The organism is Gordonia sp. Z-3, from assembly GCF_036233855.1.
In the GTDB taxonomy this organism is placed as follows: Bacteria; Actinomycetota; Actinomycetes; order Mycobacteriales; family Mycobacteriaceae; genus Gordonia; species Gordonia tangerina.
This window is the reverse complement of sequence record NZ_JAZARS010000006.1, coordinates 254,505-268,805: the sequence shown is the minus strand read 5'-3', so window position 1 is coordinate 268,805 and position 14,301 is coordinate 254,505. Positions and strand designations below refer to the sequence as shown.

The window sequence follows — 14,301 nt, the reverse complement described above, 5'->3', positions numbered from 1 at the left end:
GGCCGAGTCGTCTGGTTTCGTCGAGCGCGTCGTCGGGCAGCACCAGGGCAGCGGCGTGCCACCCGTATCCGACATCGACTGCCCCGATCACTGACATCAGTGATGCCATCACTTCTATCACTGATCCCGTCACTCATATGAGTGATGCCGTCAGTGATATACGCTGATCGATCAGTGACAGGCGTCAGAAGGAGTCGGCGTATGCGACCAGCGGATCTACAGGACATTGTCGACGCCGTACGGACCGCGGGGACCGACACCGCGACGGTCGAGGTCAAGTCCGGCGGTGGTGGCGTCGGAAAGAGTCTCTGGCCGACGATCAGCGCATTCAGTAACACGCACGGTGGGGTTGTGATTCTGGGGCTCGACGAGGCGACCGGGTTCACACCCGCCCCCGGTTTCGATGCGCGAAGAGTTCTGAACCAGATGGCCGATGTGGCGCGACCCCGAAGTGGAAGCGAGCCGGCGGGCCCGCTGACACCCACCCCTGCGATGAGTGTCGATCAGATGGAGGTCGACGGAGCGTCGGTTGTGGTAGCCGAGGTCGAAGAGCTTCCCGCGGCCGAGAAGCCTTGCTTTGTCACCGCGCAGGGCAAAGAACGCGGCACCTACATGCGCGTCGGGGATGGCGACCACAGGCTCGACACTTACTCGGTCTTCCAATTGTCGGTGCTGACTGTCCCCAGCAACGCCGACCGTGAGCCCGTGATGCAGGCACGGATCGACGATCTGGACTCGAGCCTCATCGCCAGAACCGTCGCACGGTTGCGGGCCAGCCGACCCAGGGCACTGGACGGAACCTCCTCGGAACGAGATGTATTGGAGCGGGTGGGAGTTGTCGACCGGGACACGGGGGGACCGACCCTGGGAGGGCTCCTTGCACTCGGGCGCTTCCCCCAACAGTTCTTTCCCCAACTGATGATCAGCTTCGCCTCCTACCCGGGCGGCAGTAAGGACGTGATCGTCGGTGACGAACGAATGGACGACCGCGCGGTCCTCGAGGGATCGATACCGGACATGATCGACGACGCGATTTCCGCGGTCGTGCGCAATCTGCGTGTTCGACGTGTGTCTAAAGGCGCTGGCGCCCAAGATGTCCCAGAGATTCCCATCGATGCGATTCGAGAGGCGATTGCCAACGCAGTCACGCATCGCGACTACAGTGAGCTGGCGCGCGGCGATCAAGTCCGCGTGGAGTTGTATCCGGATCGTCTGGAGGTTCACAGTCCTGGCGGACTGTGGGGCGGTCGTGACGTCGAGTCGATCTTCGATGGCCAATCGCGCTCGCGGAATCAATTGCTGGCGAGGCTGCTGACCGAGGTCCCGTTCGCCGACCGTGACGAGACCGTCGGTGAGAACGCGGGCTCCGGCATTCCGAGAATGCTGGGAGAGATGACGCAAAATGGTTTGCTTGCACCGCGTTTCCAGAGCACACCGGCATCGTTTGTGACAGTGCTCGACAGGTTCGGACTCCTCAACCCGGAAACCCGTGAGTGGCTCGATTCGATCGGCGGCCGCCAACGCACCACTATCGGCGACAACGCGCTTGCACTGATCCACCACCTGGGATCGGTGACGGTCGACGACCTCAGACGCCAGCTTGCAATGGACACGACGGTGGCGCAGGCGGCATTGACCGATCTCGTCAGCGAAGGAATCGTCCGCAACGAGCGCGGCACGTTCGAATTGACTCCCGAAGCGGAATCGGGAACCGAACTCACCCCGACCCAGCGCAGGATCGTCGATGCACTGTCGCACGGCGGCACCATGACCGTGCATGAGTTGGCCGAGTCCCTCCACACACCCGTGAGCACTCTTCGACCCGCACTTCGAACACTGGTCAGCGCTGGCAAAGTCCACGCCACCGCGCCACCGACGAGCAAGAATCGCGCGTACCGAATCTGAGGATTCACGTTCCCCGCTCGACTCCCAGCGATGTCACTGCCCCGGCGTAGCGTGCCCTCCATCAGTGTTGCCCGGACCGCCTTCAGTCCGGGCAAGGAGCATCAGGGGGGACACCATGCCATTCGACTATTTCGACGATGACGACGAGCCGGAGCCCTGGCTCGACTTCACCGAGGACCTCGCCGCCCGACTCGGCGACCTCAAGACCGGCGTGTTCGAGTTCATCGAGTTGGAGGTTCCCGAGCGGGGCTGGCACGGACACCTGCTCACCTACACCGCCACCAGCTCCGGGCGGGTGCGGTGCGTCGTCCCCAATAGCGCACTGTCACACCGCAGCCGGGAGGAGTGGAATCCATACCACCAGCAGTTCGTCGCCGCCGGGTGGCGCTATCAGCCCCGAAAACACCAGCACATCCGAGACGTCGGACGACGCGCTCACCGCGAGGTCGCACGGCAAAGCGTCGCTTTCCTGCGTGAGTGGTGGAGTGTGCCGTATCCGTGGTCGCTGACGTTGCGGGACCCGAACGGATCGGTCCATCCGCTGGAACCTCCAGCCAGAACTGCGCCGACCATTCCCCCAGCGAACCACGGTCCCCTGCCGGCCCGACCGCGACGACACCTGACCATCGTGCCCGGTCTGCCCGACGCGGACTGACGGCCACCGGGTCGGGTTCCACCACCTATCCTCGACCCATGACCGACACCCCGTCCGACGGTGCACGCCCCCGGTTCGACGTGATCCTCGGCGGCCTCCACCCGTCCCAGGCCGGCGTGGATGCGGTTCCGGAACCGCCGCGGCGAGGACATTTCCGGAAGCCACAGCTGCCTGACCGTGCGGTGTTCCGGGTCCGCATTGACCTCGACGACTCGGTACCGCCGATCTGGCGCACCGTCGAGTTGCGATCGGAGATGACGCTGGACCTCGTGCACCGAGCGATCCAGGGCGCGTTCGGCTGGTGGGACTATCACCTCTACCGCTTCGCGTTGGGTGGCGACCCATTCGCTGCGGCGAGCGAGCTGTTTCTGTGCGACCACGACTACGTCGAGGGGGACGACGGCGAACCGGCGGTGTCGGTGTATCTCGACGAGACGATGCACGAGCCCGGCGACATCCTGACCTACGTCTATGACTATGGCGATCATTGGGCCCTGACTCTGCGCCTGGAAGCCGTCTTGCCGCCGCGGCCCGACGCGCCGCTGGCGATCTGCGTCGATGGGGACCGTGCGGCACCGCCCGAGGACTGCGGTCACCTCCTCAGCGCCGAGGAATTGGCGACGGTGCTACCCGAACCGGCTCATTTCGACATCGAGGCCGCCAACACGACGATGACCGATCCGGTCACCCAGCTACCGTTGGTCGGCGTGCCCAAACGAGTCGGCGATATGCTTCTCCGGCTCCAGCACAGTGACACGTCTGGCGACATCTCGACGCGGGCGGCTCGCCTCTTTGAACCTGCTACATCAATTGCACCAGAACACCTCTCGGTCGACCTCGCACCCCACATCTGGTTTCTGCTTCGCGCGCAGGGCGAGGGCTTCCCGTTGACGGCGGCGGGCTATCTGAAGCCGGTTGACGTCGCGGCCGCCAGCGAGGTCCTCCCGGAGATGCGGGACTGGATTCATCCGAAGGGTCGCGAGATCGACGCGTGGCCGGTGTTGCAGTTTCGAGAGTCTTTGCAGCGGTTGGGCTTACTTCGCAAGTTCAAGGGCCGCTTGCTGCTCACCAAAGCCGGAGCCAAGGTGATCGACGACCCCGTCGGCCTGGCCAACCACATCGCCGGCAAGCTTCTCCCCAAGAGCCACGACGATCCGTTCCGCGCCGATGCGGCACTGCTGATCCTGTTCTTCGCGGCCACCACCGAGGACAGTGTGCTCCCGACGCAACTCCTCGCGACACTACTGAACGCGCTCGACTACCGCCTCAGCACTGGTGAACCCGTCGATAAGTACGACGTGCAACGCATGAGCGGCAACGCCTACGACGCACTCGAAGCGATGTCGCCGCCGTACCACTGGCCGGATCCATTGCGCCTCAGTCCGACCGCGGTTGCGGTGGCGCGGGCGGGGTTGACCGGATATCCGATCGAGCGACGCGCCTGATCTCATGACGGCCTGGGTTTCGATCATTGAGCTCCGGGTCCATCAGAGCAGCACACCCTCACGGCGGATGTCATCGTCGAGCCCGGACTTCAGGCCGCCGTTCTCGACGAGGTCGACACAACCTGGCCGCTGAGGCGTGGGGACTGCACGCTGCCGATTGCCACAGGGAAGGGACCACCTTTCCTGATCCTTTGCCACGCCCATGGGACCACCCGCGATGCCAGTCGCGGGACCACCCAACTTATGGATCCGCAGCCTGCCAAGGATGGCTTCGCGAGCCCCGACTTGGCACGATGGATTTCAGATCCGCACGACGGACATGTGCCGCGATCCGAGAGGTCGGCGCTCAGTGTCGGCGTGCACTCCTACGCGTCGAACTCCTGACTTATCGAAGACGCGAATCGTGTGCCCGGAATAGATCCGTAGCAGACCGCGGCCATCTCGGTGCTCATCGTGGCCCCTCGCGGAGAGTGCGAATAAACTGACGGCGAAAAGTTGTCAGACCTCGGTTCTACTCTCTGAGTCAGTTCGTCAGAGATCGGAATACACGCCCCGGACCACAGTCTTACGACGCTCGCATCGGCGGGTGAGTCGGCGGAGCGTGAGCGATTTTGCTTTCGTGCACAGCGGGATTCAGATTGCCGACGACCGGTCGCCACGACCACCCGCTGACGCATCCCCCGATAGCCGATCAGCGCACCACAAGATACGAAAGGTTCACGATGACTCAGCACAACAACGACATGCCCACCGCGCAGTGGGGCCAGCCGACGCCTCCTGAGGGCAAGAAGGGGTGGAGTCGGCGCAGGAAGATCGCCGTCGGCGGTGTCGCCGCCTTCGTCATCCTCGGCGGCATCGGCGCGGCGATGGGCGGCGCCTCGGACACCGAGACCAAGGAGGTGAACGCCTCGCCGGGCAGTGTGTCCGCGCCCGCGACGGTCGAGCAGGCGGCCGCCGAGCAGGCCAATGTCGCGCAGGCACCGGCCACGGCCACGCAGGTGGTCGACACCACGACCACCGAAGCACCCGCCCCGGCCCCCGAGCCGGCTCCGGCGACTCCGAGTCTGACCAGCAGTCAGCGCAACGCCGTGCGCGCCGGCGAGACGTATCTGGACATGATGGGCATGTCCAAGCAGGGTCTGATCCGCCAACTCAGTTCCGATGCCGGAGATGGGTTCTCGGTGCAGGACGCCACCGTCGCGGTCAACCACATCGAGCAGCAGGGTGATGTGGACTGGAATGAGGAAGCCGTGCAGGCGGGTCAGACATACCTGGACATGATGGGGATGTCGCGTTCCGGCCTGATCCAGCAGTTGACCTCTGATGCCGGCGACCAGTTCACGCTCGAGCAGGCGACGTACGCCGCCGACCAGCTGGGTGTGTGACCGGCGACGTCGGGTCGTCGTTGCTACCGAATACCCCCCTTAGCAACGACTTCCCGGCTACCCGGACACCCACGACTCGCCCGGATATTCGGTGCGGACCACAACAAAGGAGGACCCGCATGGCCAAGGACGGCTGGGAGTTCTGGCGCCTCACCCGAGTTGGGGGCACCACCGTGGACTGGCTCGCGGCGACCAGACCGGAGGCTCGGGCGTTGGTCGATCGACGCAAGGTGTGGACGCTCATCCCGAATCGTTCGACCTTTCTGGCGAACTGGTTCGTGACCGAAGATCACCATCGCGCATCCGATTTCGTGTGGACACACGAGAACATCGACATCGTCGAGGCACGGCAGGTCGCCGTGGAGGTGCCGAATGTGTCGGCCGACGATCTGAAACGCCTGATGAGCCCGACAGCGGAACTCACGCTCGAGCAGATCGACCGCTACCCCGTGGAGAAGCTGCTCGGTAAGCGTGTGGCGACCATCTTGAGTGATCGGCGGGTGCGGTCGGGCTGAGGCGCCTCGCGCCGGCCCCACGCGACCGCGGTTCTGTCGCACCCCCGTCCTAGCCTGTCCGCACACCGCCACCACCGAGGAGGCCCGCGATGCCCGTCACCATCACCGAGAGCCGTCTGGAATTCGCGTTCCCCGAAGTCCATCCGGATGCACGCCTGTTCATCACCGTGCACCGCACGCTGCGGGTTCCCGACGACGACACCACCGAGCAACTGACCGGCGTCGACGACGCGGCACTGCGGATCCAGGTGACACCTCTGAAAGGCGAAACGTGGGATCGCCGTCGAGCCGCCCGGCAAGCTCGACAGCGGACGGTGGCCGACTGCGGCGAGACCATGGCCCCGATGGCAGCACCCGATGGCGCGATCGCAGCACCTGGCTCGGCGATGGGGATGGGCGCCGGCGGGTCGATCACCCAGTCGGTCGCCGTACCCATCGAGCCGAAGGAAAATTGGGCGATCGGCGCGCACGCTCACGCCACCCTGCGCATCATCAACAGCATGCAGTGGCAAACGCTCACCGGGTCTCCCCCACACCATGCGCCACCGACGATCACCGACTACCGGCGGCACGGGTACCCGTGGTTCGAGTGGTACGAGTGGTATGACGACTCGCTCGCGCGGCACGGATCGTCGAAGTTCGCCGATCTCGACACGGTCAAGCAGGTCGGCGACAAGCATGGCGAGCAGCCGCTGCCCGACAACCCGAGTTTCCCGCCGCCCACACCGCACGTCGTCGGCGGCTGACCGAGGACCCAGCACGATGCCCACCAACCCTGTCGGCATGGCCGACCATCTGGTCGCGATGTCGTCGGCCGGTGCCCGCAACGCGTTGCGGCCCGCACCCGATCCGGCGGCGCTGCGCTCACTGCTGAGTCATTGCGCGCCGGAGAATGCGCGTGACGCGTTCCTACGTTTCACGTGGTCCAACCGCACGCCGCAACCGAACCGGGTAGCGCAGTCTCCTGGTCCGTGGCAGTGGTGCCGCCGCCACCCGATCGTCACGGTGGTGGTCGCGTTCCTCGCCTGGGCGTTCATGACTGGCATCGCCGGTGGCCAACCGTTGGCGGGCCTGGCGCTGCTGGTTTTGCTCGGCGGTGTCATCTACTGGCTGCAACGCCGCGCGAACAATGAAAAGCGACCCGCTGCAGCACCTATGAATCCGTGGCCCTACGGCGCCGAGCGCATACCCGCCTACGGTTCACTCGCCGGCGAGTCGACACTCCTACGCCCCGAAGCCGAACTGCTTGGCGTCGCGGTGCTTCTCGTGGAGACCATCCAGGCCTCACCCGTGGTGCGCAGCGACCTCATCTACACCGGCACCCTGCTCGAGCAGATCAATTCGTCGCTCTACACGATCAGCCATCAGTGTCACCGCATCTGGTGGATTCGGTCCTCGCTGGAGAAACCCGAATCGACCTCTGATGTTGGGCGCGCGCTGCAGGCGGCGATCGATCAGCGCGTGCGCCGGGTGGAGCAGAACTGGCGTGAATTGCTGGGCAACGTCGCCCAGCTCGCCGAGCTGGCCGTCGACTTCGATCAGTACGCGAAGGTGTTGCGCGATCACGCCCGGCACCACCGGTTGATGGCCGACGGCTACGGCATGCCGATCCCGTCGGCGCCCGACCCGCAATGGCAGTACTTGCAGGAGGTGCAGGCGAACCTGTCGGCGCAGGTGGGCTTCCTCAACGACACGGCGGTTCGGGTGAGTGCGGTGGATCTGGGGTGAGCGGTCGCGGTGTGCTCATTCACCTTCGATCCCGCCAGAGCGACGACGATGCGCCACCCCAGATGCCGAAGTGTCCGTCGTGCCCGGGACACCGAGGGCGACATGTACACCGTCAGTCCTGCACGGCCGCCCGCAGATACGCCTCTCGAAAGAGGATCCAAAACTGCTCAGCATCGATCGCATTGCCGTAGCCGTAGACCTCCGAGTAGAACTGCACGACGGAGTCCGAACCTGGCAACTCCGCGTAACCGATCAGGCTCTGCTGCTTGGTCGCCACCTGCTCAGGATCGGTAGGCACCGTCTCCACTGTGCTGTTGACCGCGAATGTTGCAGAAGCCGGGAAATCCGTGGGCGGTTCCACGGTCTCCGAAACCATCGTGATGCGCCCCTCGCCGGGCACCGTTGCGGTGTGGTCTCCACAGCGCGAAAACAATTCATCGACATCCATTAACGACTGACCACCACGAATGATGAAGTCGCCGAATGAGGGTGCCGATGGTGCACGCTTCTCCGCATAGATCCTGACGCGCTGTGAAGCGGCAGTTGCATCGGCCTGTTGTCGGTAGAGGTCTGCGCACTCGGCCGGATCATATTCACGGCTGTTGACCATCTGCATCTGGGTGTCACTCAGTTCCTGAGACGAATTTCCTGGGTAGATGTCATATCCATCGGGCAGATCGGAACTCTGGAGCAACCGCTGGTCGGTAGCCGCAGTGGACGCACCCGTGCCGGAGGGATCGACCGTCGTATCCCCGGAACTACACGCGGCCACAAGAACCAGGACCGCAGCAATACACATGGCCAGAGTCACGTGTTTGTGGCGAGCTTGCTCCTTCGATGTCATTGCCTGCTCCCTGGGTCCGGAACCGGCACACCGCGTTGAGCAAGCCATGCAGCCTCGTCGTGGTCGACAGGTGCCCAGTTCGGCGCGTTGGAAAACGAACGCGCGAAGCTTGAGGAGCTTCCCGGAGCCCCGGCGCCACTCCCGAGACGACCGGTTCGGATCGTGGGAGCTGCGGTCAGTAGCTTCTAAAGTGTGTTTGGCCCTGCCCTGTAGCCCGACGCCCAGAGGGTCACCGCCCATCGAGAATGACCTGATCGGCGCTCTCGGCCCAGTCCTGAACCGCGGTGACCGCCAGTTGGACCACCACGGCCTTTCCCCCGCTAACCGGACACGCGATGGTGTGCGCGTTCGACACGAGTGGCCCGAAAGGTGACGCGACGGTACCGAGTAGATGCACACCAAAGCCGTCGTATGGCAGGCTGCCGCTGTGCTGACCGCGAGGCGTCCACCCCGGAGTCGCTCGGGTTACATCGGCAGCACCGGCGGCCAGACGAGCAATGGACGTGGACATGTCGTCGACGATCCAGCCCATCACGATCGCCGACGACACGAAGTTCTCGTCGCTGATCTCCCCAGTCGTCGCGGACTGCCCTACCGCAGTGGAGTCCATCCACATCGCAGCTGGCTGGCCACCGGCCATGTCGGCTTTGATACGCCGCCAGGCATGTGGCAGGCCCACCGGGTGATAGCCGAACTCCAACGGGTCTGGAAGAGGCACGAGACTCGCGCCGGTGGTGTTGTCCATCCCGTCAACGGGACTCACGGTCATCCTCGACCACCGCTTCGACCTGGACCGATTCACCGACCTCGATACCCGCCGGAGGAGGGACCATGAGCATGGCTTTGATCTCGGCCGGACTCGTTGGCCGTCCCCCGCGATGCCATGTCTGCAATTGCTCGAGGGTCGACAGCAGGGTGTTGAAATCGATGTTGTACGGACGATGAAGCAACCGCCGAGGCCGCGTCGACCCGCCTCCGGTGTGGGTGAACTCGATTGCCGGCACACCATTACTCAAAACAACGAAATGAATTGCATCCGAGTCCAACGCAAAGCGAGCGCCATTCCCAAAAACGACCTCGCCGGCGCTAAGGAGCAGTGGGCCACGATCCTTGAAGCTGACCACACCCAGCAGCGGCACCAGCACTAAACCGCCGAATGCGGGAATCACCAACCGCCACGCCTGCCAGTATCCCAATGCGATCGCAAAGATCATCGTGGCCGACATGATTCCCGACATCAACGCGATGATGAGCACTGGGTTCGAATAGAAGGGCTGACGGTGCACTTCGACCCCGCTTTCCCGGACGACGAGTTTTGTCCGGAGCGGAACCACCAACGCGATTGGTAGAAGAACCAACGCGGTGAACGCAAACGCGACCATCGGCAGGCTCAGCGCGGCAGATACGGCGCAGCCCACTGCCGCGAGAATGAACAATCCGAGTGCCGATCGCCACGATGGTTGATAGCTGTAGGACGTCGCCCTGGTCCACTGGAAGATCAACTTGCGCCTTCCGGTATCTAGCGCCACAAACAGTCAACCCCCTTGGAAGTGGCGTACGAGACGAGGAGACCGGCGCCGGCACCCACGACCAGCCCAGCGACTGTGCCTACGCCTGGTATCGGGACGAAGGTCCCCATAACGGCACCAGCCTGCGCACCCGCGTAAGCCCCTGCGACCAGCCCGGTGGCCGTCGCCGCACCCTCGCGTGTGATCGCCTCACCCCACGAGTTGCCTTCCGCGCGATCCGCGAACACCGCCGGAATCGCTGTAAGCACTCCGACGGCTCCACCCACCCGAGATACCTTGAGCTGGCCGACTTCTTCCAACCACGGCGCGATCTTTGCGTTGACACCGGTTGGATGCTCACCCATCGATGCGCGCCAAATCTCCTGAATGATGTCGCTCTTGGTGCCCGAGATGGAGCCGGCGCTGCCCATGAGGACGTCCGCCGCACTTGGTTTCCACTGCACGATGTTCCACTCGCCGTCGGCGTTTTTGATCGCGGTGGCGAGGTCATGATCGGCGCAGGCGGCGGCGGTCAACACCGAGGCAAGCTCGAAGTTCAGTCTCTCGAGGGTCGCCACATACTCCTGTGCCGCTTCATCGGTCATGCACTCGGTGCGTTCCGGGTGCGGGTCAGAGATGACGTCGGTGTGCGGATCGAGGACAAACCCGGCTGCAGCGATGTCGGCGCGAAGCTTCCTGAGTGCATTTTTGACCTCTTGCACTTCTTGCTCGGCCTTCCGCGCTGCGTCCCCAACCTTCTTGGCGATGTCACTGTGCCGGTCCAGGTCTTTGCGCGTCTTTCCTACCGATTCGCGCGCGGCGTCAGAGGCATCGCTGTTCCAGGTTTCGAAGACGCTCAGGTTGCCCAGGTGTCCGGATGTGGTCAACGAGTGGTCGGCGATGTTCGTCGAGATGCCGAACACGGTCGCGATCGCTCCGGTGTCCCACCGGTCGATGTCCGCTATGCACAGTTTGCCCATTTAACCCCCCGAACAGGCCTTTTTCCTCGCAGATATGCTGCCATGGCTGCCTGCTGGAGTACGCCTCAGGTCGTTCATGTGGCATACGCTGAGCGACACGTGCCGCGCCAGAGGAAGTAGCGTTGCTGCGCACCACGGGGTCAACAGGGGGTTTCGCATGGGGGATCACGTCGAAGTTGACGTAACTGAGCTGCATCACACCGGACATCAGATCGCCAACTGGCATCTCGACACCGAACGCGCGTTCACCGACGACCACCAGGCCATCGAGGAGTCGGTGGCCTCCGGCTGGGTCGGCAGTTCCGCCGATGCGATGAACCAACGGTTGCAGTCGATGCGTGCGGCCGGCACCGCGATCGCAGCCGGGCTCAACGGACATTCCGCGCACATGTCGTCGGCCGCCATTCGGTACTCCCAGAGTGAGCAGACGTCGGCCAGGACACTGCAGCACGTCACGCGGCCCGACGGCGACACACCGTTGCTTGACCTCTGAGCGACCCTCACCACGCGGCCGTCGGCCGCACCGGCGCTCCGAGTGCGTGGGTGCCGCCTGACGGGTCGGGTGATCGAAGACCGATCTGCCCGCTCACTGGCCACCGGGATACGGTCAGGCATGTTCCATAGCGTGTCCGACCGCGAGAGCCGCACGGCGAGTCTGCAGCGCCTGCGGCCGTACTCTCTGCGACTTCTTCTCATCTCCGTTCCGATCAGCTATGGCGCCTTCATATTCGTGGTCTGGGGGATCGGGGTGCTGACCCACAGGCCTCCCGGGGACCCGAGCATCGTTTCCAGTTTCGCTGTCGTCAGTGTCTGGTATGCATTGTCCTGCTACGTGTGGATTCCACTGACCTGGATCGCATCGTCCTTCACGATCGCGACCTTCCGGCGGCGGAGACACTGACGGTCGCACCGGCCACCTCACCTCCCCCGCCTCATCTCCGACGCCACGTTAAGCTCCGCCGCCACCCCGATCGCCTCGAGCAGCACCGGCACGAATCTCCGCACATCACGGGGTTCCGGCGGCAGCGGTTCATCGCAGCCGGCGGCCGGCTCTCCGTCGGGCAACTCCTCGAGCCATTCGCCGCAGATACGCGCATACCGGCGCAGCATCGGCGTGTTTGCCTTGGTGTCACAGGCGATTCGGGATGGGGTGACGCCGCACGGGTCGGCGACCCAGCGTGTGATCAGGGCGACCAACCCCGCGGGCATCTGGTCGTCCGGCGGGCCGTACTCACCGGCCATCTCGGGGTGGAGTTGTTCGACGATGTCGATGGCGCCGGACGTACAGAACTCGCGCCAGCCGTCCATCGCGGCCAGCAGGTTGGCGGGATAGAAGGTGGTGCATTCCAGCGCCCGGACCGCGAACACGTGATCTTTGGCCACCACGATGGCGATATCGGGCCACCGCGATGAGTGCTCGGCGACGACGGCGCCGAGGAGCTCCATGTCGGGCATGCAGTGGCCGACGACCGTGCAGAACTCCAACCGCATGGCGTGCGGAGACACCAGTAGTTTGGTGTAGATGCCGTCGACGTCGGTGAAGCGGATAGCGCCATCGTCGACCGGACAGTGGTGCCCCCAGGTGGCGGTCAACGTCTGCGCGGCCATGGTCAGCAGATGCTGCGCATCGTCGGGGATCACCCCCGGCGATGCCTTGCCGCTGAGGGTCAGCACTCGTTCCTTGGGGCGGTTCTCCGCGCGGAATCTCTTGGCCGCCGGACTGAACGGGTCGTGCACGTTCAGCACCGACGGATGCTCGATCTGCCAGACCTCACGCAACGCCGTCTCCGCATCGCGCACCAGCCTGTCGACCGTCCGTTTGCCCGACTCACGAATAGTCCTGCCCGATCGCAGCTTTCGCCATTCGAGCCTGGCGAGAGCCGTTCGCTGCGCTCGGGCCTCCGGCGCTTGATGCGATGGCCAGAAGTTGGTGAGCGCCATGTCGCCGACCGTGCATCGCATCCTCCCCGCTCCGGTCATGGAGAAGATGAGCAGGGGTCGTCCGGTGCTTTCTGCCCGGCTGAGTTCGACGAACTCGTCGCGTTGCAGCCTCCCCACGCTCGCGGTGAGCCGTGCGCAGAACTGTCGCCATGCCACACCTGCGTCGTCGTCGAAAGCCGCAGCCTGATCGTCGGACATGCATCCCCCTATGCCGTCGGCCATCGGCGATGACCGCATGCCCTGCACGGTAGGAAGCAGCTCTGACAAGTGACGGAGGCTGCGGATCGGTTGTCCACAGGGGGAGGTTCAGACCACGCAACACCTCAAGCGTCGCGCTCGGCGGTGAGAGTCTGCGCGACAAACGCCTCCGGTCAGCCCGGCAACCCTGCCGCCACCCGGTTCCGCAGCGCATACGCCAACGCCGGATCATCACGCAGCCCCCAGCCCGGCCCGACGAATTCGGCTCCGGCATCCGGGTCCTGCTTGAGGGTGTGGTCGAACCAGTTGAGCAGGATCGGCGCGAACGGGTTGTGCGCGGGGTCGTCGACGGGCGTGAAGTGTCCGACGCCGTTGGCGCACAGCAGGTATGCCGGGACGCGACCGGCGAGTTCGTATTGCGTCCAGCGCGCCCACAGGTAGTGCGGCACCACCACGTCGTTGTAGCCGGTCAGATACAGGGTCGGGACAGTCAGCGTCGCACCAATCGCCACCGGTCCCGGCTCGACGGCCGCGGCACTGCGCACGGAAATGCGCGGGTCGACCAAGCGCCAGACGTCCGCCGGCAGGCTGGCGGCCTGCTGGGTGGCGGCACCGCCGGCCGAGTGACCGGCAACGGCGATCCGCCCCAGGTCGACCCGGTCGTGCAGCGCCGACCGACGATCGTCGTCGGCCCTGGCCACCGCGGATGCCGCAATCGCAGGCAGGTAGGCGAAGGAGTTCACGAAGTCGTAGGGGATCGCGACCACATATCCGTTGCTGGCCAACATCTTCGCGGTGAGGTCGTAGTTGCCGGGTTCCGACAGGATGCCCCCGGTCCACAGCACCACCGGCAGCCGACGATCGGGTGGGGTGTTGGTCGGGTAGTACAACGCGACACCGATCGGGCTGGCCAATCCGTTCGGGAATGTCTGTGAGCACTTCAGATCCGAATGATTGTTCCCGAACGCGTGCACCAAGCCGTTCGAGATCGCTCCATACAACGACGTGCAGGCACCTGCGTCGAGAGTCTGCGCGGTGCCGTAGGGGCCGGTCAGCGAGCGCTGCGTCGCGGTGTCCGCCGTGGAGGGTGCGGCCGACGCGACGGGGTGGGCGAAAGCCGTGACAGCGACCACGAGTGAGACCACGGCAACGCAGAGCCGGATGGCGAGAGCAGACATGGCAATGATTTCCTTCGCG

At 64.6% G+C, this 14,301-nt stretch carries 14 protein-coding genes; 8 read left to right on the top strand and 6 right to left on the bottom strand.

Annotated elements, in window-relative coordinates; all coding sequences use genetic code 11:
• Window positions 1–201: 201 nt before the first annotated feature.
• The 7 genes from VX037_RS09385 to VX037_RS09355 all read left to right on the top strand — a co-directional run bounded on the left by VX037_RS09385 (window position 202) and on the right by VX037_RS09355 (window position 7,633).
• Window positions 202–1,905 (top strand): ATP-binding protein, encoded by a 1,704-nt coding sequence (locus tag VX037_RS09385; protein WP_328714035.1) that lies wholly within the window; start codon window positions 202–204, stop codon window positions 1,903–1,905.
• Window positions 1,906–2,020: 115 nt separating this feature from the next.
• On the top strand, window positions 2,021–2,560 hold the full coding sequence (locus VX037_RS09380; protein WP_328714034.1) for a TY-Chap domain-containing protein: 540 nt from the start codon (window positions 2,021–2,023) through the stop codon (window positions 2,558–2,560).
• Between the two features lie 38 nt (window positions 2,561–2,598).
• On the top strand, window positions 2,599–4,005 hold the full coding sequence (locus VX037_RS09375) for a plasmid pRiA4b ORF-3 family protein (protein WP_328714033.1): 1,407 nt from the start codon (window positions 2,599–2,601) through the stop codon (window positions 4,003–4,005).
• Window positions 4,006–4,727: 722 nt separating this feature from the next.
• Entirely contained in the window at window positions 4,728–5,390 is a 663-nt protein-coding gene (locus VX037_RS09370) for an Ltp family lipoprotein (RefSeq protein WP_328714031.1), read from the top strand.
• A gap of 119 nt (window positions 5,391–5,509) precedes the next feature.
• On the top strand, window positions 5,510–5,905 hold the full coding sequence (locus VX037_RS09365; RefSeq protein WP_328714030.1) for a hypothetical protein: 396 nt from the start codon (window positions 5,510–5,512) through the stop codon (window positions 5,903–5,905).
• 89 nt (window positions 5,906–5,994) lie between these two features.
• Window positions 5,995–6,651: a hypothetical protein gene (locus tag VX037_RS09360; RefSeq protein ID WP_328714029.1), complete on the top strand. Its 657-nt coding sequence runs from the start codon at window positions 5,995–5,997 to the stop codon at window positions 6,649–6,651.
• Between the two features lie 16 nt (window positions 6,652–6,667).
• Window positions 6,668–7,633 carry a hypothetical protein gene (locus VX037_RS09355; RefSeq protein WP_328714028.1) on the top strand — a complete coding sequence of 322 codons (966 nt, stop codon included), beginning with the start codon at window positions 6,668–6,670 and terminating at the stop codon, window positions 7,631–7,633.
• 112 nt (window positions 7,634–7,745) lie between these two features.
• Here the strand turns inward: VX037_RS09355 and VX037_RS09350 are convergent, their stop codons facing one another.
• From VX037_RS09350 to VX037_RS09335, 4 genes are all read right to left on the bottom strand, one after another.
• On the bottom strand, window positions 7,746–8,477 hold the full coding sequence (locus VX037_RS09350; RefSeq protein WP_328714026.1) for a hypothetical protein: 732 nt from the start codon (window positions 8,475–8,477) through the stop codon (window positions 7,746–7,748).
• A 229-nt stretch (window positions 8,478–8,706) separates the two neighbouring features.
• On the bottom strand, window positions 8,707–9,240 hold the full coding sequence (locus tag VX037_RS09345) for a hypothetical protein (protein WP_328714024.1): 534 nt from the start codon (window positions 9,238–9,240) through the stop codon (window positions 8,707–8,709).
• Entirely contained in the window at window positions 9,227–10,006 is a 780-nt protein-coding gene (locus VX037_RS09340) for a hypothetical protein (RefSeq protein WP_328714022.1), read from the bottom strand. Before VX037_RS09340 ends, VX037_RS09345 begins: the two co-directional genes overlap by 14 nt.
• Window positions 9,997–10,908: a hypothetical protein gene (locus VX037_RS09335; RefSeq protein WP_328714021.1), complete on the bottom strand. Its 912-nt coding sequence runs from the start codon at window positions 10,906–10,908 to the stop codon at window positions 9,997–9,999. Before VX037_RS09335 ends, VX037_RS09340 begins: the two co-directional genes overlap by 10 nt.
• Window positions 10,909–11,122: 214 nt before the next feature.
• Between VX037_RS09335 and VX037_RS09330 the strand changes: the two genes are divergently transcribed.
• Entirely contained in the window at window positions 11,123–11,458 is a 336-nt protein-coding gene (locus VX037_RS09330; protein ID WP_328714019.1) for a WXG100 family type VII secretion target, read from the top strand.
• 425 nt (window positions 11,459–11,883) lie between these two features.
• Here VX037_RS09330 and VX037_RS09325 read toward each other — a convergent pair whose 3' ends face one another.
• A complete protein-coding gene (locus VX037_RS09325; protein WP_328714017.1) occupies window positions 11,884–13,143 on the bottom strand; it encodes a TY-Chap domain-containing protein in 1,260 nt (419 codons plus the stop codon).
• 134 nt (window positions 13,144–13,277) lie between these two features.
• Window positions 13,278–14,282 carry a poly(ethylene terephthalate) hydrolase family protein gene (locus tag VX037_RS09320; RefSeq protein ID WP_328714016.1) on the bottom strand — a complete coding sequence of 335 codons (1,005 nt, stop codon included), beginning with the start codon at window positions 14,280–14,282 and terminating at the stop codon, window positions 13,278–13,280.
• Between the last annotated feature and the right edge of the window lie 19 nt (window positions 14,283–14,301).